This window comes from Clostridium sp. KNHs216, assembly GCF_006714885.1.
Classification (GTDB): domain Bacteria; phylum Bacillota; class Clostridia; order Oscillospirales; family Acutalibacteraceae; genus Caproiciproducens.
Map to the genome: position 1 here is coordinate 2,511,379 of NZ_VFMF01000001.1, position 22,343 is coordinate 2,533,721.

20 protein-coding genes are annotated in these 22,343 nt (G+C 56.1%); 8 read left to right on the forward strand and 12 right to left on the reverse strand.

The genetic code is table 11. The features are described from left to right. Positions 1-217: 217 nt before the first annotated feature. The 3 genes from LY85_RS12180 to rsgA all read right to left on the reverse strand — a co-directional run bounded on the left by LY85_RS12180 (position 218) and on the right by rsgA (position 2,726). Complete coding sequence (locus tag LY85_RS12180) at positions 218-1,303, reverse strand: helix-turn-helix domain-containing protein (RefSeq protein ID WP_141826856.1); 1,086 nt, start codon at positions 1,301-1,303, stop codon at positions 218-220. 155 nt (positions 1,304-1,458) lie between these two features. Then, a complete protein-coding gene (locus LY85_RS19335; RefSeq protein WP_185741203.1) occupies positions 1,459-1,626 on the reverse strand; it encodes a hypothetical protein in 168 nt (55 codons plus the stop codon). Further along, the gene (gene rsgA, locus LY85_RS12185; RefSeq protein ID WP_207705555.1) at positions 1,626-2,726 is read right to left on the reverse strand and encodes a ribosome small subunit-dependent GTPase A; all 1,101 of its coding nucleotides are present in this window, start codon (positions 2,724-2,726) and stop codon (positions 1,626-1,628) included. The genes LY85_RS19335 and rsgA overlap by 1 nt, the downstream gene beginning before the upstream one ends. Positions 2,727-3,157: 431 nt before the next feature. Here rsgA and LY85_RS12190 point away from each other — a divergent pair, with 431 nt between their 5' ends. Both LY85_RS12190 and feoB read left to right on the forward strand, forming a co-directional pair. Then, positions 3,158-3,412, forward strand: a complete 255-nt coding sequence (locus LY85_RS12190; protein WP_038322217.1) for a FeoA family protein — start codon at positions 3,158-3,160, stop codon at positions 3,410-3,412. Further along, positions 3,399-5,543 carry a ferrous iron transport protein B gene (gene feoB / locus LY85_RS12195; protein WP_141826858.1) on the forward strand — a complete coding sequence of 715 codons (2,145 nt, stop codon included), beginning with the start codon at positions 3,399-3,401 and terminating at the stop codon, positions 5,541-5,543. The genes LY85_RS12190 and feoB overlap by 14 nt, the downstream gene beginning before the upstream one ends. A 346-nt stretch (positions 5,544-5,889) precedes the next feature. Here the strand turns inward: feoB and LY85_RS12200 are convergent, their stop codons facing one another. The 4 genes from LY85_RS12200 to LY85_RS12215 form a co-directional block, all read right to left on the reverse strand. Further along, on the reverse strand, positions 5,890-6,540 hold the full coding sequence (locus LY85_RS12200) for a metal-dependent transcriptional regulator (protein ID WP_141826859.1): 651 nt from the start codon (positions 6,538-6,540) through the stop codon (positions 5,890-5,892). A gap of 182 nt (positions 6,541-6,722) precedes the next feature. Continuing rightward, a complete protein-coding gene (locus tag LY85_RS12205) occupies positions 6,723-7,238 on the reverse strand; it encodes a hypothetical protein (protein ID WP_038322214.1) in 516 nt (171 codons plus the stop codon). 3 nt (positions 7,239-7,241) lie between these two features. After that, on the reverse strand, positions 7,242-7,964 hold the full coding sequence (locus LY85_RS12210) for an alpha/beta hydrolase (protein ID WP_141826860.1): 723 nt from the start codon (positions 7,962-7,964) through the stop codon (positions 7,242-7,244). Between the two features lie 157 nt (positions 7,965-8,121). Next, a complete protein-coding gene (locus LY85_RS12215) occupies positions 8,122-8,718 on the reverse strand; it encodes a TetR/AcrR family transcriptional regulator (protein ID WP_141826861.1) in 597 nt (198 codons plus the stop codon). Between the two features lie 380 nt (positions 8,719-9,098). Here LY85_RS12215 and LY85_RS12220 point away from each other — a divergent pair, with 380 nt between their 5' ends. The 6 genes from LY85_RS12220 (at position 9,099) to LY85_RS12245 (ending at position 16,373) form a co-directional block, all read left to right on the forward strand. Next, positions 9,099-9,476: a metal-dependent transcriptional regulator gene (locus LY85_RS12220; protein ID WP_038322210.1), complete on the forward strand. Its 378-nt coding sequence runs from the start codon at positions 9,099-9,101 to the stop codon at positions 9,474-9,476. Positions 9,477-9,533: 57 nt separating this feature from the next. Continuing rightward, on the forward strand, positions 9,534-10,733 hold the full coding sequence (locus tag LY85_RS12225; protein WP_141826862.1) for an AraC family transcriptional regulator: 1,200 nt from the start codon (positions 9,534-9,536) through the stop codon (positions 10,731-10,733). 79 nt (positions 10,734-10,812) lie between these two features. Next, positions 10,813-12,039, forward strand: coding sequence for a GLUG motif-containing protein (locus LY85_RS12230; RefSeq protein WP_141826863.1), 1,227 nt, complete (start codon positions 10,813-10,815; stop codon positions 12,037-12,039). 145 nt (positions 12,040-12,184) lie between these two features. Then, positions 12,185-12,811 carry a TetR/AcrR family transcriptional regulator gene (locus tag LY85_RS12235; RefSeq protein ID WP_141826864.1) on the forward strand — a complete coding sequence of 209 codons (627 nt, stop codon included), beginning with the start codon at positions 12,185-12,187 and terminating at the stop codon, positions 12,809-12,811. A 55-nt stretch (positions 12,812-12,866) separates the two neighbouring features. Then, entirely contained in the window at positions 12,867-14,624 is a 1,758-nt protein-coding gene (locus LY85_RS12240) for an ABC transporter ATP-binding protein (RefSeq protein ID WP_141826865.1), read from the forward strand. Positions 14,625-14,639: 15 nt separating this feature from the next. After that, the gene (locus LY85_RS12245) at positions 14,640-16,373 is read left to right on the forward strand and encodes an ABC transporter ATP-binding protein (RefSeq protein ID WP_141826866.1); all 1,734 of its coding nucleotides are present in this window, start codon (positions 14,640-14,642) and stop codon (positions 16,371-16,373) included. A 73-nt stretch (positions 16,374-16,446) separates the two neighbouring features. Here LY85_RS12245 and LY85_RS12250 read toward each other — a convergent pair whose 3' ends face one another. From LY85_RS12250 to LY85_RS12270, 5 genes are all read right to left on the reverse strand, one after another. Beyond that, a complete protein-coding gene (locus tag LY85_RS12250) occupies positions 16,447-16,857 on the reverse strand; it encodes a peptide deformylase (protein ID WP_141826867.1) in 411 nt (136 codons plus the stop codon). Then, positions 16,854-17,618, reverse strand: coding sequence for a peroxide stress protein YaaA (gene yaaA, locus LY85_RS12255; protein WP_141826868.1), 765 nt, complete (start codon positions 17,616-17,618; stop codon positions 16,854-16,856). The genes LY85_RS12250 and yaaA overlap by 4 nt, the downstream gene beginning before the upstream one ends. 122 nt (positions 17,619-17,740) lie before the next feature. Next, positions 17,741-19,489, reverse strand: a complete 1,749-nt coding sequence (locus LY85_RS12260; protein WP_141826869.1) for an ABC transporter ATP-binding protein — start codon at positions 19,487-19,489, stop codon at positions 17,741-17,743. Beyond that, positions 19,482-21,263: an ABC transporter ATP-binding protein gene (locus LY85_RS12265; protein ID WP_141828075.1), complete on the reverse strand. Its 1,782-nt coding sequence runs from the start codon at positions 21,261-21,263 to the stop codon at positions 19,482-19,484. Before LY85_RS12265 ends, LY85_RS12260 begins: the two co-directional genes overlap by 8 nt. 125 nt (positions 21,264-21,388) lie before the next feature. Further along, positions 21,389-22,342, reverse strand: a complete 954-nt coding sequence (locus tag LY85_RS12270; protein ID WP_141826870.1) for an AraC family transcriptional regulator — start codon at positions 22,340-22,342, stop codon at positions 21,389-21,391. Between the last annotated feature and the right edge of the window lies 1 nt (position 22,343).

Here is a 22,343-nt window from a genome sequence, read left to right on the forward strand (position 1 = left end):
AAGGAGGCAGGTTACTGACAGCGTTTGCCGCGTCCGGACTACCAACCGGAACTGTGTTTTTATCTTTGTGCGATCTATTTTACTCTTTTCTGATAATAAGGTCAATCCTGCGGCGATTGGCCTGTTTTTTTGTTGCTTTTTCGCTTCGGGCTCCCGACAAAAAACAGGCCATGGAGAAAGCGCGTTTTACAGCGATGCCGTCTTTCGGGCGGTGGAATCATTTTTCGGAAAGCTGTGCGAGCTCCTCCAGAATCTCCCTGAATTCCGGGTTCCCCTTCAGAAAATCAAACGCGGGGTTTTCCCTCACCATCTGGCAGACGCAGCGGTTCAGATAGCTTTCGGAATAGGACATTTCGCGCATTTCGATGCTGTCGAAAAAGGGGCTTGCTTTCACCGCTTCCAAATCGAGCGGCATTCGTGCGCACGTTACAAAGTCATGCAGCGTGTCCAGCGTTTCCCGGGCTTTCCCCTCCTCCGCATAGCACTGCGCAATCATCAGATAATGGTTCAGATTCTGCCCGTAAAGCTTATCCCGGTCAAACATCCGGAAAAGCCGAAGGCTCAGGTCCTCCATTTTCAGGGCAAGAGCATAGTCCTTCTCTTTTTTCGCAAGGTTTGAAAGGGTATTCAGCGCAATGTCGCAGGCGGTCAGGTGGTTCGTCAGTAAATATTGCGCCGTCTGCTTGGATTTTCCCAGGTCGCCCATCGCGTAATACACGGAAACCTTCATCGCCGCGGGGTCCATGACCGGCTGGTGAATCTGTTCCAGCGCCTTCAGCGCGTCCTCGTAACGTCCCTTCTGCATCAGCAGGGCGCACAGACTTTGCCAGGCAGCCTCCCGAGTGGAAACCTCCTCGCTTTTTGCCGCATCCCTCATCAGTGCCTCCGCCTGTTCCAGCAGGCCCTCGGCTTCTTCTTCCGTCCGGGCGCAGGGAGTGTGCATCATGCAGACACTGCCCAGACGCAGCTTTAAAAGCGCGCTGTTGGGATATTCCTTCCGGTATTTTTCAGCCAATGCCACCGCGCGTTCAAAGGAGCCCTGTTCAAATTCCCGGGAGCATTGCCCGCAGAAGTCAATGACCTGTTCCGTAGACAGCTGCGGCTCAAACCCGAGCAGGTCGTCCACCGTGATGTCCAGCAGGCGGGCAAGGGGAGAGAGCAGCGTGATATCCGGACAGGCGCCGCCTGTTTCCCATTTGGAAACCGCCGCGATGGAGACCCCAAGAGCGGACGCCAGCTGTTCCTGGGTCAGACCAAGGGCCTTTCGTTTATCTTGAATGTTCTTTCCAATGGATAATTCCATACCGTTTTCCTCGCTTTCCGGAACGGCTTCTTCCTGTTATCAGTATAACCGCCTGTCGGGAAAGCCGCAATGGAATCGTAGTTGAGTTTTTTCTCTGATTTTTAACCGCCGGTTAAAAAATTCAACCGGCGGTTAAAAATTGTCTTCTGAGTTTCTTACAGCGGCAGACAAAAGTCCAGAACGAATCCTGTCATAACGGCGGTCGCGCCTCGCGGTATCCGGTGATTTTTCAGGAGCTCTTCGTCCAGCTTGACGGGATTGAGCCCCATGATTCTGTCGAGAATCCGTTTTGTATCATATTCCTTGCTTTTGATATATATCATTAGTATTCTCCTTTTCGTTTGTCATTCTGGCGGATGAACTTTCTTGCCTTTTTCATCCCGCCCATACCCTCGAACATGCCGTTTAACTTTTCACTTTCGATTTGTTTCGAGGAAAGGCCGTCGTAACGGGCTTCCCGTTTCAGTTTCCGGTAGCTTTCCAGACGCCTGACGTCCAGCATTCCCGCCTCCAGCGCCTTCAAAATCGCGCAGCCGGGTTCCGCGGTGTGGGTGCAGTCCCGGAAACGGCACTGGGAAGACAAATCGTCGATGTCGGAAAAGGACCGGGACAGGTCGACGGATTCCACCCCAAGCTCACGCATGCCGGGGGTGTCGATGACAATACCGCCCTGCGGCAGAACCAGCAGGTCCCTGCGGGTGGTGGTGTGCCGTCCCCTGTCGTCCTGCCGGATACCGGAGGTACGGAGCAAATCTTCCCCGGCAAGCCGGTTGATCAGGGTGGATTTGCCGACGCCGGACGACCCGATGAAGGACGCCGTCATGCCCGGCTGCAGGTAGGGCAGCAGCTTGTCGCAGGAGCTCAGATCGCAGCGGGAGGTGATGATTACATCGGTACCGGGAGCGGTAGACGTGATTTCAGCCAAGACGCTTTGTAAATCCGCGTAAAGGTCGGCTTTTGTCAGCACGACGACGGGAACCGCCCCGCTGCTCCATGCCACGGACAAATAGCGTTCCAGGCGGCTCGGGTTGCAGTCGTGGTTCAGAGACATGCAGATCAATACGGTGTCGATGTTGGCGGCGACCACCTGCGCTTGCTGTCCGCCGCCCGCGGACTTCCGTTCAAAAACACTGCTGCGCGGCAGTACCCGATGGATGACCGCGTCGCCGGAGCCGCCCCCGGTGCGGTCCGCCATGACAAAGTCGCCTACCGCCGGGTACCGGGACGGTTCGGCCGCCTCATAACGGAATCTTCCGGAAACCCCGGCAAAGCATTCGCCGTCCGCCGTGATGATTTTGTATCGGTCTTTATACTGAGATACGACTCTCGCCAGATGCAGGTCGGGATAGAGAGCCGCCTCTGAAAACCGGCGCTCCTTTGCGCCGTAACGGATCAGTTGATTCAATGGATTGCACCTCGTCATTCAAAAATTTTCTTTTTTAGACAAGATGGAACACGAATTGCGGCAAAACAAAAGGGCATAGTTTCAAAACTATGCCCAAGCAGTGACTTTATCAAATAAAAAGCCTGTTTGTCACAGTTCTGTATAAAACCTGATTGCACAGCAAACAAAGCGATTTATGATATCGCCTTTTCAGCCCTTGTGCAATTCGTGTTCCTTACAGAACAGTCTCCAAACAGACACCCCTTTTCCTATTTTCCTTAAATTATCATAACCGCTTTTATTTGTCAAGACGCTGGGGCGGAATAAACCAATACAAGAACAATCAGAAACTTAATACAGGGGCTTGACATATTATTAGGTATACTATAATATAAAATATAGGATAACCTAAAAATGACCCATTTAAGGTTTTAATCGACGATAAAGTGAAAGGATTGGAGGGATAGGAAGTGAAGCAAACGATACCGTTAACACAGATACGTCCGGGCCGGCGGGCGACCGTCTCAGGTCTTTCGGCAGAAGGGGGGCTGCGCAGGCGGCTGCAGGATCTGGGTCTGGTGGAGGGCCGGGAAGTGACCTGTGTGGAATTGAGCCCTCTGGGGGACCCGACCGCCTATGAAATCTGCGGGGCGGTCATCGCCCTGCGCAGAGAGGATTCCGATACGGTCCTTGTTTTGGAGGAGGCCGCCGATGCCAGCGCTTAAAGCCGCCGCTGAGCTCAACTCCTCCTGTGCGGGGCTTGTAATTCATAAAAAAGAGGCCGGCGACCGGGTCGTTGCGCTGGCGGGAAATCCCAACGTGGGGAAATCCACCGTGTTCAACGCGCTGACCGGTATGCGTCAGCACACGGGCAACTGGCCCGGAAAGACCGTGGCAAATGCCCAGGGGTACTGTGCCCGGAACGGACACGGATACGTTCTTGTCGATATTCCAGGCAGCTATTCGCTGATGGCCCGCTCGACAGAAGAGGAAGTAGCCCGCGATTTTATCTGTTTCGGTTCGCCGGACGCCGTCGTGGTGGTTTGTGACGCCACCTGTCTGGAGCGCAACCTCAATCTTGTGCTGCAGGTGATGGAAGCCTGTGCGCGGACCGTGGTCTGCGTCAACCTTCTGGATGAGGCGAAGAAGAAACAGATCGATATCGACCTTCCCCTGCTTTCCCGGCGGCTGGGAGTCCCCGTAATCGGCACGGCCGCCCGTTCCGGAGAAGGGCTGGAGGACGTCATGAACGCCGTGGAGCAATTGCTGGGCGAGCCGTTTCCGGAGGAAAAGCAGGTGCTTGTTCCCTATCCCGGCTATGTGGAGCAGGGCATTCGGGCGCTGCTGCCTCAGGCGGAAAAGGCCGCGGACGGCAAAGCCGACGCCCGGTGGTTTGCCGCCCGACTGCTGGACGGGGACGAAAGCCTTCGTTCCTCGCTGGCGGATTGTCTCGGCTTTGACCCGGAGCAGGCTCCTGAGCTCTCGGAGGCACTGGCGGACGTGCGGGCCGGCATGGAGGAAGAGGGCGTTTCCCGGACGCGGCTTCGGGACGATATGGCGGGTGCTTTCGTGCGGTGCGCGGCGGAAATCAGCCGGGGGGTTATTTCAATGCCCGCAAACGGAAGCCATCGCCGGGACCGCCGTCTGGATAAGCTGTTTACCAGCAGGCTTACAGGTTTTCCCATCATGCTGCTTCTCCTGCTGGCGGTGTTCTGGATCACCATATCCGGCGCGAACGTTCCCTCGGCTCTGCTGGCCGACGGACTGTTCTGGGTGGAAGAGCGGCTGGCGGCCGCGGCATTTTCCGCCGGTGTGCCGGCATTATTGACCGATCTGTTGATTCACGGGGTTTACAAGGTCATGGCCTGGGTCATCAGCGTCATGCTTCCGCCGATGGCTATTTTCTTTCCGTTGTTTACTCTGCTGGAGGACTTCGGATATCTGCCCCGCGTAGCGTTTAATCTGGACCGCTGCTTCAAAGGCTGCGCCGCCTGCGGCAAACAGGCGCTCACCATGTGCATGGGGTTCGGGTGCAACGCGGCGGGCGTTACCGGCTGCCGTATCATCGATTCCCCCCGGGAGCGGCTCATCGCCATCATTACCAACAATTTTGTTCCCTGCAACGGGCGTTTCCCCACGATTATTTCCATTATTACCATGTTCCTGATCGGCGGGGCGACCGGGCTGCTTGGTTCGTTCTTGGGAGCGGTGATTCTGGTCGGGGTCATCTTGTTCGGGGTGGGAATGACCCTGCTGGTTTCCAGGCTGCTTTCCAGGACGATTTTGAAAGGAGTCCCGTCCTCCTTTACGCTGGAGCTTCCGCCCTACCGGAGGCCGCAGATCGGCAAGGTCATCGTCCGCAGCATTGTGGACCGGACCCTCAAGGTGCTGGGCCGAGCGGTCACAGCCGCCGCCCCGGCCGGGGTGCTGATCTGGGCGCTCGCCAATGTTACGGTCGGGGACGCGACCCTGCTGGCGCACCTGACGGGCTTTCTGAATCCCCTCGGCCGCGCGCTGGGCATGGACGGCGTGATTCTGACCGGATTTCTGCTGGGGCTGCCTGCCAATGAAATTGTGGTCCCCGTCATTATCATGACATATATGGCGCAGGGGAGCCTGCTGGAACTGGAAGGTCCCGCGCTGATGCAGCTCTTCGTTCAAAACGGCTGGACGTGGACGACCGCCGTCAGCACCATCCTGTTTTCCCTGATGCACTGGCCCTGTGCCACAACGTGCCTTACCATCCGCAAGGAAACCCAAAGCCTCCGGTGGACCGCCGTATCCTTTCTGGTCCCCACCGTATGCGGCATCACCGTTTGCTTTTTATTTAACACCATTGTCCGTTTGTTTATCTGACACAGAAAGAAGGCGCAACCGATATGGATGAATACGCAAAACAAATTCTCCTCCGCAGGCTCCCGGCGCTGGCGGTAACAGCGCTGATTCTGCTGTACGGATGGCTCCTCGGCTGAATAAAAAACGGAGCATCGCTCCCAAGTCAATTCGCATCCCTGTATGAATCGGCCCGGCGTCTGCGCGGGGATTCCTCCGTGCTTCAGCGGAAGAAAATGAAAAATTTCGCAAAAGTAAGGAATATGCGCATAAAAACAGCCCTCCTTTTTGTTGGAAGGAGGGCTGTTATGATCGAAAGTCTTTATGAAGATATCCCGGACTGTGGACCGTTCAAGCCGCTTTCAGCGGGTCATGCATCCGGTTCGACCCGGATTTTTTCAGCGGCCTTTCGGCTGATTTGCACCGGATGCCCGTCCAGAAGAATTTCCAGCGGGCCGTCGTACGCCCCGAACGAAAGGACGGTTGCGTGTGAGCCGATTTTCATGCCCAGCCCCTCCAGATAATCCAGCAGCTCCTTTTCTTCCTCAACCTGACGGATTACGGCGGTCTTTCCGACCGGCTGGAAGGCAAGCGGGCTCAGTTTCCGCTCCTCTGGGATACTTTCCAGGCGCGGAATGACCGCGCCGTGGGGACAGACCTCGGGGTGCTGCAGAAAGTGATCCAGGCGCTCCGCCAGCCGTTCCGTTGTCGCGTGCTCAAGAAATTCCGCGTCCTCGTGCGCTTCGCTCCAGCTGTAATCCAGATAGCGGACGAGAAACACCTCCCACAGCTCATGACTGCGGACAATGCCGATACAGGCCCTCAGCCCCTTTTCCGTCAGCTGAGAACCCTTATACGGTTCATAAAGGATCAGCCCTTCCCGCGCCAGCCGCGCCAGCATTTCCGTTACGGAAGCGGAGGCGATTCCCAGCTGTTCCGCGATTGCCTTTGTTGTAGCGCGTTCGTTCAGCCCGCCGCTGTGATAAATTGCTTTCAGATAATCTTCTTTGTTTGTGGTCATAATGCCCCTACCTGTCCGGACTTGTTGATACGTCCCGTTTTTCCGGCTGATGTACTCGCCGCGTGGCCGCAGTACATGATTTCTGATTACAGTGTAACACGGAATAAGCCGGAATGGCAAGAGGCTTCAAAAGGGATTGCGCAAATCAAGCGGTGTGGGGAATTTCTGACGGTATTTGAAATTTACCAGATCAATAATTTCAGAACAGCAAAATCGATCCCGGCAAAAATCAGGGCGAACAGCGTCATGTAAACACAGCCCTTTAGAAAACCGATGAAGTGGAACCGGTAGTCCTTATAGCCCTTGCAGCCTTCGGTGCCGGGCAGGATAAAGCTTTTGGGCGTGATCGTGCAGAATACCAGCCAGTCCAGAACCAGCAGGTCCACCACATTCCAGGTCATGCAGATAATCCACAGATGCAGAAAGACGGCGCCGAACAGGACCGGACCGGAACCGTAGTGAACAAGCCCCGCCGCCGTCAGCGTGCCAAGCAGAATCACATACCCGAACACGGTGAAAAGAATTCCGTTCCGGCGTTGCGCGGGGGTGGGTTCGGGAAGGCGGACGGCTTTGCGCGCGTCCTCCGGGTAATCGTGGACCAGCAGCCACGGAAAGCGGAAAAACATGGGCATCAGCATGGCAACCCACAGGGCGGACCAGACCAGTCCTTCCAAAAGCGCAGATAGTACGGGTGTCATCGTTCATTCCTCCATTAACAGTTTTGCAAATTTCTGCGGTTCCCGCATCAGAAAACCGCAGTGTCCGAAGCCTGCTTCTACCGCCAGCGACACGTCTGTGCGCCCGGCCAGTTCTTTTTCCAAATGCCGATAGTTGGGGTCGTCTTCGCCATAAACCAGCAGGATTTTGGTCGCGCCGGTCCGGATTTGTTCCGGAAGCCGGGGGCCAAAGCAGGTCTCGCAGGAGCGGCGGATGGTGTTCTCGGTTACGGCAGAGCAGGATCGCCGCATCATGGGTCCGAATTCTCCATAATGCTCGTCAAAGACGCAGCGGGTATCCGGAGCGGCCCGGACAGCCTGAACCAGCTTCCAGAAATATCCCGCGTTTTGGGCGGCTGTCGCGGCATCCCAGCCGAAAGGCGGGCTGTCCAGCATCAGTTTTTGGATGAAAACACGCCCGCGCTGCCACAGCCTCCAGGCCAGCATAGCGCCCAGGGAGCTGCCGACAGCCGTCAATTCCGGAATTTGCCGTTCCTTCAGAAAGGCCTCGATCTGCTCCAGCTCCCCGTCCGCGCCGGGGTACTCGGTTTCCTCGGCGGGGTCATACCCGTCCAGAGTGGGAATCACCAGAAGAAAGTTTTGTTCGAGCAGCGGAACGAGCTTCTGAAACAGACGGCCGGTGGTAAACATGGTGTGAAATAATAAGATGCAGGGCCGCCCTGTCTTTCCATAGGTTTCGATATGCATCGGATCCCTTCTTTCTTACAGCATTCCATGTTGATTTTGCAGCAAGGTTACGTTCCTCCCCCGCCTTGGGCGGGGAAGGAACGTGTTTTGTCTCGCAAACTGAAATGGAATTGCTGTAGTTAGTTTTAAATAACTTCTGTGCAAAGAAGCGGGCGGCTCAATGCCTGCCCTCTTCAAAGATACAGGAAAACAGCAGTTCATACAGTTTATCCAGGGTGCGTTCCAGCGCGTCGGCGTGAAGCTCGGCCTGATTGATTTGGGCCAGAGCCATGATCTTCAGCAGATTGCCCACCAGATGTTCGTCCATATCGGCGCGGATTCCTTCCATACGCCCGAACAGCCGGACCATGACCCGGGACTCCTGTTCCACATCGAGAAAGTACTCGGGCGGAAGGGCGGCGCGCAGCTTTTCTTCGTCCTCCGGCGTCAGATATTTGTAGATGCTGCGTTCACTGAAAATAATTTTTTTCAGGAATTCCTTTGCCTGCGGTACCGGCAGCTTCTCCCGCCCGGCCAGAAGCTGTTCAAAATACTCCATCAGCTGCGTTCGCATAGAAACGATGATCTCATAGACAAAACGTTCCTTGCTGGGAAAGAAATTATAGAATGTGCTTTTTCCCAGCCCCACGGCTTCGGCCACCTTTTCCACTGAGGTATGGGTCATACCGTATTGCCGAATCAGCTCATAGCCGGCTTCCAGCATCTGAACGCGGATTTCTTCCCGTTTCTGCCAATCGAATTTTTTAGGGGACATTTTATTCCTCCCAAGCAAGACTGTTTTATAAAATTATATGACCATTATTTATATTTTGGTCGCAAAAAAAGAGTAACATTTTTGCGGCTTCTTGTCAAGCCCCGTTTTCACGGCCTGCATTTCTCTTGCGTTTCATGTCTTGTGCCTCGCTCCGGTTGCTCTTTTTTGGGTTTTGTGATATATTTGTGTTAGTTGAATCTAACCGGTGCCTGCAGCGCGGAGCTGTTATAAGGACAGCTTGCAAAAGGGAGCAAAAAGTCGGAGTCCTCCGGCTTACGGCAGGGGTATCGGAATGCCGTATTTCACAAGGGCGCTGTGTTGCCGCCGATAAAAGAAATCACTCTATGAAAGATACAGAAAACAGAAGGAGGTCATGTCCTATGGAGATCAGGGAATCTGCCGAGGATTATCTTGAAACAATGCTGATGCTGAAGGAGGATCACGGCTACATCCGCTCCGTCGATATCGCAGAGAAACTGGGGGTAAAAAAACCGAGCGTGTCGGTCGCGACGAAACGGCTGCGCGAAAACGGGTACATTACCATGGATAAGGAGAGTCTCATCACACTGACGGAATCCGGGATGGAGATCGCATCCCGGATTTATGAAAGGCACCGCCTGCTGACGGATTTGCTGATGAATCTGGGGGTGGATGCGGAAACGGCCCGCAAGGATGCGTGTAAGATCGAGCATGACCTGAGTGCGGCCAGCTTCGAGGCGATTCGCAGGCATGTGGACGGAAAAGCCTCCGGCCGCTGACGGAAATCCGTCTTGCCTGCGCGTGAAACGCAAGAACGGTTTGGGAGGTGGTGTGATATGCCGGATTTTGTTTCCGTCAAAAGCGCGGCGCTGCAATGGGGCGTTTCGGAGCGAAGAATACAGAAGCTTTGCGGGCAGGGCAGGGTCGGCGGCGCGGTCCGCTTCGGGCGCGCCTGGGCGATTCCCGCCGGTACCTGTAAGCCCCCGGACGCCAGACATGGGAGAAAGAGGAAGAAAAACAGCCGCGGTGATACGGAAATACGAACAAATATCGAGCTGTACGGGGACAGGACGAGGCTTCTGCTTCGGAAAAAGGAGTGCGTGGTCTATCAGCTCAGGGACGACCCCGCCAGCGGGAGCATTACCAAATATGAAGTCCTGCCGGGAATCGAGCTGTTTTATAACGACTTTTGTCTTTCTGAAAAGTTTGAACACCGCGTCCCCGTAAGCTCCGACATTATGGAAATCAATCATTGCCGCGAGGGCCGGTTCGAGTGTGAGTTCCAAAACAATGAATTCGCTTATCTGGGAAGCGGGGACCTGGCTGTCAATATGCTGTGGAATCAGCCGAAGACGTCCTGCTTCCCTCTTTCGCACTATCAGGGGATATCGATTATCATTGATATCGAGCGGGCATCCAAACCAATCGAGGATGTTTCCAAAATCCTCGGCAGCGATACGCTGGACCTGCACGCCCTCCAAAATAAGCTGTGTCCGGAAAACAACTGCTGCATTCTTCGCGCGACGGATTCCATCCAGCATATTTTTTCCGAGCTCTACCATGCCCCGGAGTGCTTGATGTGCCCCTACGTTAAACTGAAGGTCATTGAACTGATCCTGTTTCTCAGCGCCGCGAACACGGATTGCGAACAGCGCAGATGCAGGTATTTCCGGAAAGAGCAGATCGATGCCGTCAAAGAAATCCGCCGGTACCTGACGGAAAATCTGTCCCGGCGTTTTACGCTGGCCGAGCTTTCCGAACAGTTTCACATCCCCCTGACCTCGATGAAACAATGCTTTAAAAGCGTGTGGGGCTCCCCAATCTATACTTATCTGCGCGATTACCGGCTGCACACCGCCGCTGCCATGCTGCGGGAAACAGAGCTGGGCGTCGCGGAAATCGCGTGGCAGGTGGGCTACGACAGCCCCGCCAAATTTTCAGCCGCCTTTAAGCAGACCGCTTCGCTTTCCCCCTCCGAATACAGAAAGAATTTTGTCCGGAAAGGATATCCGGCGTCCGATCGGAATAACCTTTGAAATTCCTCCCGTGTTACAATAGATGATGGTTAGCATATGCTAACTAAAAATTATTCTTAAATATAGGAGGATATGAAACTTGAGAAAAAGAATATCACTGATTGCTGTAAGCATGGTCATGCTGTTTGCCCTTTGCTTTTCCGGCTGCTCCAGCCCGGAGGGAAGCAGCTCCCCGGCGGCGTCCGCCGCTTCTGTTTCCTCAGAAGCAGGAAAATTTGCGGGAGGCAGCGGAACGCAGGAATCCCCCTGGGTGATCGAAACCGCACAGCAGCTCGACGCGGTCAGAGAGCATCTGGACGGCTGTTATACATTGAATGCCGATATCGATCTGGCGTCCTATGAAAAATTTGAGTCCATCGGGCATTTTGAACCCGCCTCAAAAGAGGACGAAGAAGCGCCGGACCTCACCGTGGCTTTCACCGGAGTATTTAACGGGAACGGACATAAAATTTCCAATGTTGCCGTGTCGGCTGAAAAACAAAGCGGCGTCGGCCTTTTCGGATGCGTGGCCGGTGAAAACGGGTCCGTGACCGATCTGGTAGTCGAAAACGTCAAAGTCTCCGGCAATATGCTGGTCGGCGGCGTCATCGGTTACGGGGTTTCCAAAAAACCGGTGGAAAACATTACGCTTCAAGGTACAAACAGCGTTGCTGGAAATTTTCTGGTCGGCGGAATCGTGGGGGGCGGCTTCTGCGATATTAAAAACTGTAAGGCAAACGCCGATGTCACGCTGAACGGGGACAACGCGCAGGGAATCGGCGTGCTTGCTGGCGGCATGGAGGAAAGCTCCATCGTCTCCTGCTCCGCGACGGGTTCGGTCACCGTGACGGGCAGCGGCAGCTACTCGATCGGCGGGCTTGCGGCCTGCGGGCAGGCGGCGCCGGAAGTGAAGGACTGCACCGTAGACGTGAAAATGACCGTCGGGGAAAACTGCAGCATGATCGGCGGACTGCTCGGTCACGCGGGAAATGATGCCAAGACGCCGACGGCGATCAGCGGCTGCACGGTAAAAGCGGATATCACCGCGCCGGCCAGCGCAGAAAGAATCGGCGGCATCGTCGGAAGCGGGTTCTTTATGCAGGCGTACAAGGAACAGCGCACCGAGCCGAACGCGTTTGTGGTCAGCGACTGCACAAGCACGGGAAGTATCAGCGCGGGTTCTCTGACCGGTACGATCGCCGGGTACGTTTACAGCAATTCCAAGGTGGAGGACAGCTGCACCAGCGACATGACGGTCGGCGGCAAAAAGGGAGCTCCTCTGGTTGGGGGCGACAAAAACACCGCTGGTCTGGACGGACTGAAGTAATTTTAAGGCTTGGGCGGCTGCTCCGCTGAACAGCGGGGCGGCCGTTTTTTTCCGTAATGTGTCAGGCCGGGTCTTGACAAAAAAATTTTTTAGCTTTATGATAACAGTGTTATTGAATAACGAAGTTATCTTATGGGAGCCTGTCATGAAACTGATGAATCAAAAGCTCGCGGACGACCTGCTTGAGGCCGGGAAGAAGGAATTTCTTTCCAAAGGCTTTCAGGGCGCGTCGCTGCGCGATATTTCCGCTTCCCTGGGCGTTACCACCGGGGCGATCTACCGTTACTATTCGGACAAGGAAGCCCTGTTTGAAGCGCTGGTGGAGGAACCGGCCCGTCAGCTGGTAGCCCGTTACCGCGAGATTCAGCAGTCCTTTTCAGAGCTGCCGCTCGAACGTCAGCTTGCCGGTCTGCCGGAGGTTTCGGACGACGGGCAGATGTGGATGATCCGGCATATATACAGCCATTTTGACGCGTTCAAGCTGATCGGCTCCTGTGCCGCCGGGACAAAATACGAGCATTATATCGACACGCTGATCGAAATCGAAGTCAACGCAAGCCGTACCCTGATCGACCGGATGACAGCGGCAGGGCTTCCGGTCTATCCCCTTGACGACGGGCTGATTCACATTCTCGCCAGCGCCCTGTTCTCGGGGATGTTTGAAACGGTGCGCCACGACATGCCTTTTGAAAAGGCCGTCGTCTACATGAACAGTCTGCGGGAATTCTATTCCGCCGGCTGGTTCAAAATTCTGGGGCTGCCGAAATCGTAGGCCCCTGATTTTTTGCTATCGAGTTAGCTATAGCTAACTAAAGGAGATGTTTGTTGTGAAAGAAGAAAAAGAGAAAAAAGGACCCGGTGCCGCCGCCAGACTGTGGGGCTGGGCCGCGCCCTATCGCGGAAGCTTCGTCGGCTCCGTTGTTCTGGCGGTTCTGGGGGTAGCCGGCGGGATGGTCCCCTATTTTTGCGCGGCGTCCGTGATCGGGCTGCTGCTGTCGGGGCGCGCGGATTGGAATTCCTGCCTGATGTGGTGCGGGGCCGCCCTTGCCGGGTATCTCGGCAAGGTGGTTTTCGGCAGCCTGTCGACCCTGATTTCCCATACCGCGACCTATCGCACCCTGCGCGACCTGCGCAAGGCGCTGACCGCGAAGCTGGCAAGGGTTCCGATGGGCACGGTGCTGGACACACCCTCCGGCCAGTACAAAACCACCATTGTGGACCGTGTGGAAGGGATGGAGCCCACCCTTGCCCATCTGATTCCGGAGCTGACCTCCAACGCGCTGGTGCCCGTCGCCATCTTTGTCTACCTGCTGGTCCTCGACTGGCGCATGGCGCTGATTTCCCTGATCACGTTGGTGATCGGCCTTTTCCTTGTGTCGCAGAGCGGAAAAACCTATGCCAAGCGCTGGGCCGGGGCGGTGGAAACCGGGCGGCGGATGAATAACGCCATTGTGGAGTATGTCGGCGGGATTCAGGTGGTCAAGGCGTTCAGCCAGTCTGCCGGTTCCTACCGGAAATACGCCGACGCGGTCAGGGCGAACGGACAGTATTATGTCGACTGGTTCGGCGACAACCTGAAGTACATGTGCGCGTGGGGAGCCGTGATTCCGGCCGTGCTGGTGTCCGTGCTGCCGGCTGGCTTTGCCTTCTGGGCGGGCGGCAGCCTTTCCGTCGAAAGCTTTCTGACCATCATCGTGCTGTCCCTGGGCCTGACCGGGCCGATCATGGCGGCGATGACCTTTATAGACGATCTGGCGGTCGTCTCCTCCAATGTGGCGGAAATTTCAGCGATTCTGGAGTCCCCCGAGCTGGAGCGCCCGCAGACGCCGGTCAAGCTGAAAAATCCGGAGATTGCGCTCAGGGACGTTTCGTTCTCCTACGGCAAGGACAACGAAGAGGTGCTTCACGAAGTCAATCTCAAAATCCGTCCCGGCACGGTGACGGCGCTGGTCGGGCCCTCCGGTTCGGGAAAGTCCACCGTTGCCAAGCTGATCGCGGGCTTCTGGGACGTGACGGGCGGCGGAATCAGCGCCAACGGAACGGATTTGCGAAAAATCCCCCTGCGGCAGTGGACGGAGCAGATCGCCTATGTTTCACAGGATAATTATCTTTTTGACTGGTCGGTGCGGGAAAATATCCGCATGGGACATAAAGGCGCAACGGACGCGGAGGTGGAAGCCGTGGCAGCGGCGGCCGGCTGCGGGGAATTTATCCGCCGGCTGGAAAACGGCTTTGACACGGTCGTCGGCAGTGGCGGCAGCCGCCTTTCGGGCGGGGAACGCCAGCGCGTCGCGATTGCCCGTGCAATGCTCAAGGACGCGCCGGTCGTGATTCTGGACGAAGCCACTTCCTCAATCGACCCCGAGAATGAAGCCGCTATCCAGAAGGCGATTTCCGCCCTGACAAAGGGGAAAACGCTGATCGTCATTGCCCACCGGCTGTCCACCATCACCGACGCCGACAACATCGTCGTGGTTCAGAAGGGACGGATCGCGGCGCAGGGCACACAGGAAGAACTGCTTCGGGACTGTCCCCTTTACGCCGGAATGTGGGCGGCGCATATAGGCGCCCGGGATCAGGGCTGAGGGAGGAGATAAAAAATGTTTCATGTATTTCAAAAAATTGCCGCTTTTTCCGGCGAACGCCGGGGGCAGATGTGGAGATCCATCGCGGTTTCCTTTGTCGGCTCGGCATTCTCCGCGCTGCAGTTTTATGCGCTGCTTTTGGTGCTGCAGGCGCTGACAACGGGAAACCGGGACGCGAAAACCGCTTGGACCGCGCTGGTCGTCATGCTGGTCTCTATCGCCGGAAAAGCCGCCGCTTCCTTCTTCTCCAATATGCAGCAGACGCAGATCGGCTATTTTATGGTATCCGATAAACGCATCCATATCGGGGACCGCCTGCGCTATATCCCCATGGGGTATTTCAATCAAAACAGCCTTGGCAATATTACCGGGGTGGTCACCACAACGCTGGGGGATGTGGAAAACTCCGCCGCCCGGTGTATGGTGAGCATTCTGGGAGGGCTTCTCACCTCCGTCGCGCTGGGTCTCGGCATGTGCGTGATCGACCGGCGCATCGGGCTGATTGTTTTGGCGGGCATGGCCGTCTATCTGCTGGCGACCGAGGCGGCGCAGCGCGGCGTTTCAAAAAGCTTTCCGAAACGCCAGAGGGCACAGGAAAGCCTGGTTTCCGCCGTGATGGAATATCTGCAGGGCATGAGCGTGGTCAAAGCCTTTGGGCTGGAAAACGACGGCGATCAGGAAATCCGCAAATCCATTGATGAAAGCTGCGCCCGGAATCTGGCGGTTACCCGGAACGTCATTCCGTGGGATATTCTGAAAGGGGCGGTGATCCGTGTCGCGAGCATCGCCATCCTGACCGCTACGCTGGCGCTCTACCTGAACGGGGAGCTGCCGCTGGTAAACTGCCTGCTGCTGCTTATCGCCTCCTTTATGGTTTACAGCGAGCTGGAATCCGCCGGAAATATGGCTTCCGTTCTGCAGATGATGGACGCCTCCATGGAAAAGGCCAATTCCGTCGACGATACGCCGACGATGGATACCGAGGGCAGGGAGCTGGCCCCGAAAGCCTCCGGCATCGTGTTCCGGGACGTCGGCTTTTCCTATGGGGACCGGAAGGTTCTGGACGGTGTCAGCCTGACCATCCCGGAAAAAACCACGACGGCGGTCGTCGGCCCGTCCGGCGGCGGAAAAACCACGCTGTGCAGCCTGATCGCCCGTTTCTGGGATGTGGACAGCGGCTCCATCACCGTCGGCGGACACGATGTGCGGGAATATAAGCTGGACAGCCTGATGAGAAATATCGCCATGGTCTTTCAGGACGTCTACCTTTTTAACGATACGATTGAAAATAATATCAAATTCGGAAAGCCGGACGCGACGCAGGAACAGGTGGTCGCCGCGGCGAAAGCGGCCTGCTGCGACGAGTTCATTTCCGCGCTCCCGCAGGGCTACGGTTCCATGGTCGGCGAGGGCGGCTGCTCCCTTTCGGGCGGGGAGAAACAGCGGATTTCCATCGCCAGGGCCATGCTGAAGGACGCGCCGATCGTCATTCTGGACGAGGCGACCGCCAACGTAGACCCCGAAAACGAGGCCGAGCTGCAGAAAGCAATCGACGCGCTGACGCACAACAAAACGATTATCATGATTGCGCACCGCCTGAAAACGGTGGAGAAGGCCGAGCAGATTCTGGTTCTGGACGGCGGGAAAATCGTACAGAGGGGTACCCATAAGGAACTGGCGGGGCAGCCGGGCATCTATTCCGAATTCCTCAATGCCCGCAGAGAGGCGATCGGCTGGAAGCTGGCCTGACGGGAACCGCGGATTTTTTGGGTGTTATTTATAAAAACAGGGATATGGAGTCACTCCATATTCCTGTAGTATTTTAGATCAGGACTCCCTCGCAGTGGTCGATTTCATGCTGAATGATCTGCGCTGTCCATCCGGCGAAGGTCTGTTTTTGAGGTTTGAAGCTCCGATCAAGGAACTCCACTTCAATGGACCGGAACCGGGTGGTTTTTCGCACGCCGGTCAGCGACAGGCAGCCCTCTTCCGTTTCATACGGTTCGGCGCGCTTTGCAATGACCGGATTGATCATCGGAATGTTCACGGGGCCGAGGCTGAACGCGATGATGCGTTTGTTGACGCCGATCATATTTGCCGCCATGCCGACGCATCCCGCCGAATTGGCCCTCAGGGTGTCCAGCAAATCGTCGACGACCGGCAGGTCGGCTTTCGTCGCCGGAACCGACTTCCGGCTCAGAAAAACAGTATCTTTACAAATTGGTTTTATCATATGGAACTCCGTTGTGTCTTCTTTTTGATAAATACGAAATGATCGTCCGTGGAAAGATTGTTATAATAAGTATATCCCAGACGGTCAAAATCCTTGACGCCGCCGGGGTCGGTTATGGCATTTTCCGCGAGCCAGCGGACCATCTCCCCGCGGGCCATCTTGCACAGGGTGCCCTTTTCGATGACCTTTCCCGCTGTGAATTCCCCAAAGGTGCAGGTGAGAAAACGGACCGATTTCGGCAGATGCCGCGAAACCGCCTTACTGTATTCCTGGGAGGCCAGATTCAGGATAAAGCCGGTCTCCGAACAAAGCCGGCGAGCCGGTTTCTCTCCCCAGAACGCATAGAGGTCTTTCTTTCCGTTCACGGACAGCTTCGCCTGCATTTCCAGACGGTAGGGCGTCACCCCGTCGAAAGGGCGCAGGAGTCCATAGAATCCCGACAGGATGCGCAGATGCTCCTGAATGTATGCAAACTGTTTGTCCTCAAATACGCCGGGGGCCATGTACTGGTACTGGATTCCCTCGTAAGACAGAATAGCGGGAGTCAGGTTTTCACACAGGTCCATCGTCTGCACCCGCCCGTAATTGAGCGCGGCGATCGAATCGTTACAGCGCCACAGACGCCTCAACCCGGCGCAGTCCATGCCCCGCAGGGCGGAAAGCAGTGCTTCCGCCTCCGGTAAAAACTGCGGCAGGCTTTCATAGGGCAGGCTGTCGGTGTCCACATTCATTTTCTTTGCGGGAGAGATGATGATTCGCATAGGATTCCAACCTTGTCTTTGAAATGGGCACAATCGTTTTCATATTTGAAAATAATGATATCAAAAAATACGGAAGAATGCAATATCAGGCGTTTTTACAACCGGCTGTGTTTCTGCCCGGTTCAGGTGATTTTCCACCCTTCCGCCGATTGACGGATGGAGACAAAGTTCCGGTAAATCCCGTCCTGAGCCATCAGCTCGGCATGTGTTCCTCTCTGGGCCACACGCCCGTCGTCGATCACCAGAATCTGGTCGGCGTTTTCAATGGTGGCCAGCCGGTGGGCGATCACGATGATGGTCTTTCCCCGGGTCAGGCTGGAGATGGCCTGCTGGATCAGGTGCTCGTTTTCCGGGTCCACGCTGGCGGTCGCCTCGTCGAGAATAACGACCGGCGCGTTTTTCAGGATGGCTCTGGCAATCGAAACGCGCTGTTTTTCCCCGCCAGAAAGCGTGGAGCCGCCCTCGCCGACAACCGTGTCGTACCCGTCGGGCAGCGCGGAAATAAACTCATGGCAGCAGGCAGCCTTTGCCGCTTCCACCATTTCTTCCTCGGTGGCGTCGGGTTTGCCGAAGCAGATGTTTTTCCGGATGGTGTCATGGAACAGATAGACGTTCTGGAACACCATGGAGATATTGGAAAGCAGGCTGTCGCACGTAAACTCACGCACGTCGCGGCCGCCTACCGTAACGCTGCCGCTCCACACGTCGTAAAACCGGGCGAGCAGATTGCACACCGTGGTCTTGCCGCCGCCGGAAGGTCCCACAATGGCGGTCATGGTATTCTGCGGAATCGTAAACGACACGTGTTCGAGTACCTTTCTGCTGTCGTAACCGAAAGAAACGTCGTGAAAGCCGATATTGAAGCTTTTCAGCCGGATATCTTTGCCTGCTTCGTCTATGTGTTCCTCCGTTTTCAGCCTGTCGAGCTGGTCCATCGCCTCGTCGATCACGCCGAGAATGTGTGCTGTGTCGGCGATCGGCTCCACCCCGCCGAAAATGGTGAAGGAAAACAGGCAGAACATCAGCATGACGGAAAGCGGCATCTGTCCGCTCATCCCCAGATAGGCGGAGGAAAGGACCAGAGCGGCCGACGCCAGCCGCAGCGCCAGCAGATGCCCGCAGTTGTTGGGGATGAACCCGCACTCGATTTTGAGCCGGACCCGCTTGCTGTCGCCGCAGGCCTTTTTCATGGAGGCCAGCGCTGCCCCGCCCTGCCCGAAAGATTTTACCACGGAAAGCCCTCTCGCGTATTCCACGGCGGCGGTCGCCATATCCCGGTCCGCTGCGGCTGCGGCGGGCGCGTTTTTCACGCTGTAATGGGAAATGCCGAGTAAAAACAGAAAAGAGAGAGCGACCCCGGCAACAGCGATCAGAGAGACAAGCGGGTTGAAAACCGCAAGGCAGAGAAAGATGCAAAGGCAGTTGAGGTAACCGCCGACCATCGTGTCGATCATGCGGATGCCCATATTTTCCAGCGTGTTCAGGCCGGTCGTGACCGCGTTCAGGATTTCTCCCGTGCTGACCTTCTGAAAATATCCCAGCGAGACGCGCTTTAAGATGCTTCCTACGGCGAGGCGGTCCCTCGCGGCAAGCTCGTAGCTGATGCTCTCCTGAAATTTCGCGCGCAGATAGTCGAACAGGAACCGCAAAAATACGAAGACGACGATCAGAGCCAGAGAAAGCCAGACCCAGTTTTCGTCGAATTCCGGGCCGCCCCGCGCTTCGTCGATCAGCAGGCCGATCGTATAGGCCGCGATCATGACGGGCGCGGCGGAAAACCAGGTGGAAAACAGCGAAACCGCGAAGCCGGCGTATAAGCGCCCCTTCAGCTCGCCGCACCAGCGGATGATTCTTTGAATGCTCTTAAACATGAGCGCCCGCCCCCTTTCTCTGCGAAACGGTCCATGCCTTGGCGCCGATATGCGCTTTCCACATTTGCCGGTAAAGCGGGCAGCCGTTCAGTAGCTCTTCCTGTCTGCCCTGTGCGAGGATGCCCCCGTCTTTCAAAACAACAATGTTATCCGCGTTTTTGATCGTGGAAAGCCTGTGGGCGATGACAAGCAGCGTTTTCCCTCTGGTCAGTTCGGAAATCGAGCGCTGCATTTTATCCTCGTTTTCCGGGTCCGTAAAGGCCGTGGCCTCGTCCAGGATGACGATGGGCGCATTTTTCAAAATCATCCTCGCAATGGCGATCCGCTGCTTTTCGCCTCCGGAAAGGCGGCTCCCGGCTTCCCCCGCCGGCGTGTCGTAGCCGTTTTCAAGCTTTGAAATAAACCCGTCGCACTGCGCCGCCTTCGCCGCCGCCCGGACCTCTCCGTCCGTCGCGCCGGGATTCCCGATGCGGATGTTTTCCAGCAGGGAACACTGGAACAGATAATTGTCCTGCGTCACGAAGCTGACAAGCGACGAAAGCTGCGAAAGCGGCATATCCCTGATGTCGGTGCCGCCGATGGTAATGTTCCCGCCCGTAACGTCCCAGAAGCGGGCGATCAGCTTCGCCACGGTGGATTTGCCGCCGCCCGACGGCCCGACCAGCGCGGTAAAGCCGCCCTGCGGCAAATGCAGGTCGATTCCGTGCAGCACCTCGTCCTTTTCCTCTCCGGTATAGGAAAACCGGACGCCGGAAAGCCGGACGTCAAAGCCGTTCAGCGGGGCGGGCCCTGTCGGCTGCGGAAGCTCCGGCATATCCAGAAAGCTCTGCGTGTCACGGATGATGAAACCCATCTGCTTGATTTCGTTCATAAACACCTCCAAATGGGCAAGCGAGCCGACCATGGACATGGCGATCATGATGCAAAGGCACAGCTCCGCCGGAGTGAGGGTCCCCTTTACGCAAAGCAGCAAACCCACGGGGAGCGCGCCCAGCAGCGTGGACGGGAACAGCGCGACGCAGAGCTTCATGGTGACCCAGGTTGAAGACATCCAGTCGAGGATAAACTTCCGGTAGTCCACGATCGCGTTTGAAAATTTCTCATACGACCTGCCCGTCTGCCCGAACGTCTTAATGACCTGGATGCCTTCGATGTATTCGACGATCACGCTGCTGACGGTGTTGCTGGATTTCATATACTTTTCGTAGTTGTTCCCGCTGCTTTTCATCAGCATGGAAAAGGGGATCATGGTCAGGGGAACCGTGACCAGCGACGCGAGCGCCATCCTCCAGTCGATCGCGGCAAGGATGAGGATGCTGATCAGGGGAAGCACCAGGTTGCCGGATGCCTCGGGGATCACATGCGCCAGCGGCGGCTCGATGCTTTCAATTTTGTCTACGATCATGTTCTTGATCTCCCCGATGGGCTTTGCGGTGACCTCTCCGAGCGGCGCGTGCAGGAATTTGTCCGCCACAAGAAGCCGCAGCTTTTCCAGGATGACATACGCGCTGACATGGGACAGCGCCGTGGAAATCCCGAAAAACAGCGTCTTGATCAGATACGCTCCGGCGGCGATACCCGACCATGTAAAAATCGTTTCCGTATCGATTCGATTCTGAATAAACGCCTCCAGAATTTTATAAACACTCAGATAGGGTATCAGCCCCGCCGTAACGCTGATTACGGAAAAGATCACGGAAGCGATGATTTTTCCCTTGCAGTACGCCGCAAAGGACAGTAAACTGGAAAACCAGCTTTTCTTTTTCAAGTGGATTCCTCCTGTATAAAAATTGGGCGGCCGGTTCCGGCCACCCATATCATAAGAGATTCCGACTGCTTTTTCCGCTCCGTAAGGACGATACCGGCCCGGATGGACCATTTTTTCGTACACCGGTCGGGCTAACGGAGGTTTCTGCGGTACTCCAGCGGTGTTTTGCCGATCACAGCCTTAAAGGCGGCCGCAAATTTGCTGGGGCTGTCGTAGCCGATCCGCCCTGCGATTTCGGCGATTCCGGTACCCCTTTCCTGCCGCAGAAGCACCGCGGCACGGTTCATCCGGAAAACGCGCATATAGGTGCTGATCGGGCTGCCGTACACGCTTTTGAAGCAGCTTTTCATCGGCGTCAGCGGGATGTTGAACCGTGCGGAGAGCTCCTCCATGGTATAGTGCCGTTCCGGATGCTCCGCCATCAGGGCGCGCATGGACTTGATTTTCTCCACCTGGGACTTATAAAAATAAGGCCGCTCTTCCCGGCTTTTCGGAAGCTCCAGAGCGTCCAGGTACAACAGCAGCTCCAGAACCTTGATTTTAAAATAGGCCCGTTTGATTTTTTCGGGAACGGCGTACAGCTCGTCAAAAATATGGTCGATGGATGGCGCGCCGTGCAGGACCATCGGGCTGCTTCCGGCGCAGAATTTACGCTGGATTCCGTACAGGTCCACGGGAAAGTCCCGGAATTCCTCCGGCAAAGCGCGGGCGGCTTCCGAAAGCTGAAAGGAGACCGTGATTCCGTGATAATGAGAGAGCGGAAACGAAAAGTGGCCGGTATGCTTGAGCCTGCGGTCAATTTTCAGATCGCCCGACTCCACGTAGGAATAGGCGGCATCCTTTGAGGGGTATTCCAGCCGCCCCTCCCGGCAGTGGTCGATGCAAAGCAGGTCCTCCGCCGTCTGAAATTCCGAAAAGCAGTTCTCCATGTGATAGTCGTTGTAGGCCAGCATGACGCCGGGGAAAATATCGTAAACAGTCATGGTGCCGTCCCCGGTTCCGTTCTTCATCTGATAGACGCAGCATCCGTCGCTTTGGGCCAGCAGCACCAGCCGGCTGCTTTTCAGAATCCGGTCTTCCAGCATT

Bases quoted from the DNA above. Each gene is read 5' to 3' on its own strand.
- LY85_RS12225 (WP_141826862.1), top strand. From the start codon at position 9,534: ATGCCGGATTTTGTTTCCGTCAAAAGCGCGGCGCTGCAATGGGGCGTT.
- LY85_RS12200 (WP_141826859.1), bottom strand. From the start codon at position 6,540: ATGACCACAAACAAAGAAGATTATCTGAAAGCAATTTATCACAGCGGC.
- LY85_RS12210 (WP_141826860.1), bottom strand. From the start codon at position 7,964: ATGCATATCGAAACCTATGGAAAGACAGGGCGGCCCTGCATCTTATTA.
- LY85_RS12260 (WP_141826869.1), bottom strand. From the start codon at position 19,489: ATGTTTAAGAGCATTCAAAGAATCATCCGCTGGTGCGGCGAGCTGAAG.
- LY85_RS12215 (WP_141826861.1), bottom strand. From the start codon at position 8,718: ATGTCCCCTAAAAAATTCGATTGGCAGAAACGGGAAGAAATCCGCGTT.
- LY85_RS12250 (WP_141826867.1), bottom strand. From the start codon at position 16,857: ATGATAAAACCAATTTGTAAAGATACTGTTTTTCTGAGCCGGAAGTCG.
- feoB (WP_141826858.1), top strand. From the start codon at position 3,399: ATGCCAGCGCTTAAAGCCGCCGCTGAGCTCAACTCCTCCTGTGCGGGG.
- rsgA (WP_207705555.1), bottom strand. From the start codon at position 2,726: ATGACGAGGTGCAATCCATTGAATCAACTGATCCGTTACGGCGCAAAG.
- LY85_RS12205 (WP_038322214.1), bottom strand. From the start codon at position 7,238: ATGACACCCGTACTATCTGCGCTTTTGGAAGGACTGGTCTGGTCCGCC.
- LY85_RS12270 (WP_141826870.1), bottom strand. From the start codon at position 22,342: ATGCTGGAAGACCGGATTCTGAAAAGCAGCCGGCTGGTGCTGCTGGCC.
- LY85_RS12235 (WP_141826864.1), top strand. From the start codon at position 12,185: ATGAAACTGATGAATCAAAAGCTCGCGGACGACCTGCTTGAGGCCGGG.
- LY85_RS12245 (WP_141826866.1), top strand. From the start codon at position 14,640: ATGTTTCATGTATTTCAAAAAATTGCCGCTTTTTCCGGCGAACGCCGG.
- LY85_RS12220 (WP_038322210.1), top strand. From the start codon at position 9,099: ATGGAGATCAGGGAATCTGCCGAGGATTATCTTGAAACAATGCTGATG.
- LY85_RS12180 (WP_141826856.1), bottom strand. From the start codon at position 1,303: ATGGAATTATCCATTGGAAAGAACATTCAAGATAAACGAAAGGCCCTT.
- LY85_RS19335 (WP_185741203.1), bottom strand. From the start codon at position 1,626: ATGATATATATCAAAAGCAAGGAATATGATACAAAACGGATTCTCGAC.
- yaaA (WP_141826868.1), bottom strand. From the start codon at position 17,618: ATGCGAATCATCATCTCTCCCGCAAAGAAAATGAATGTGGACACCGAC.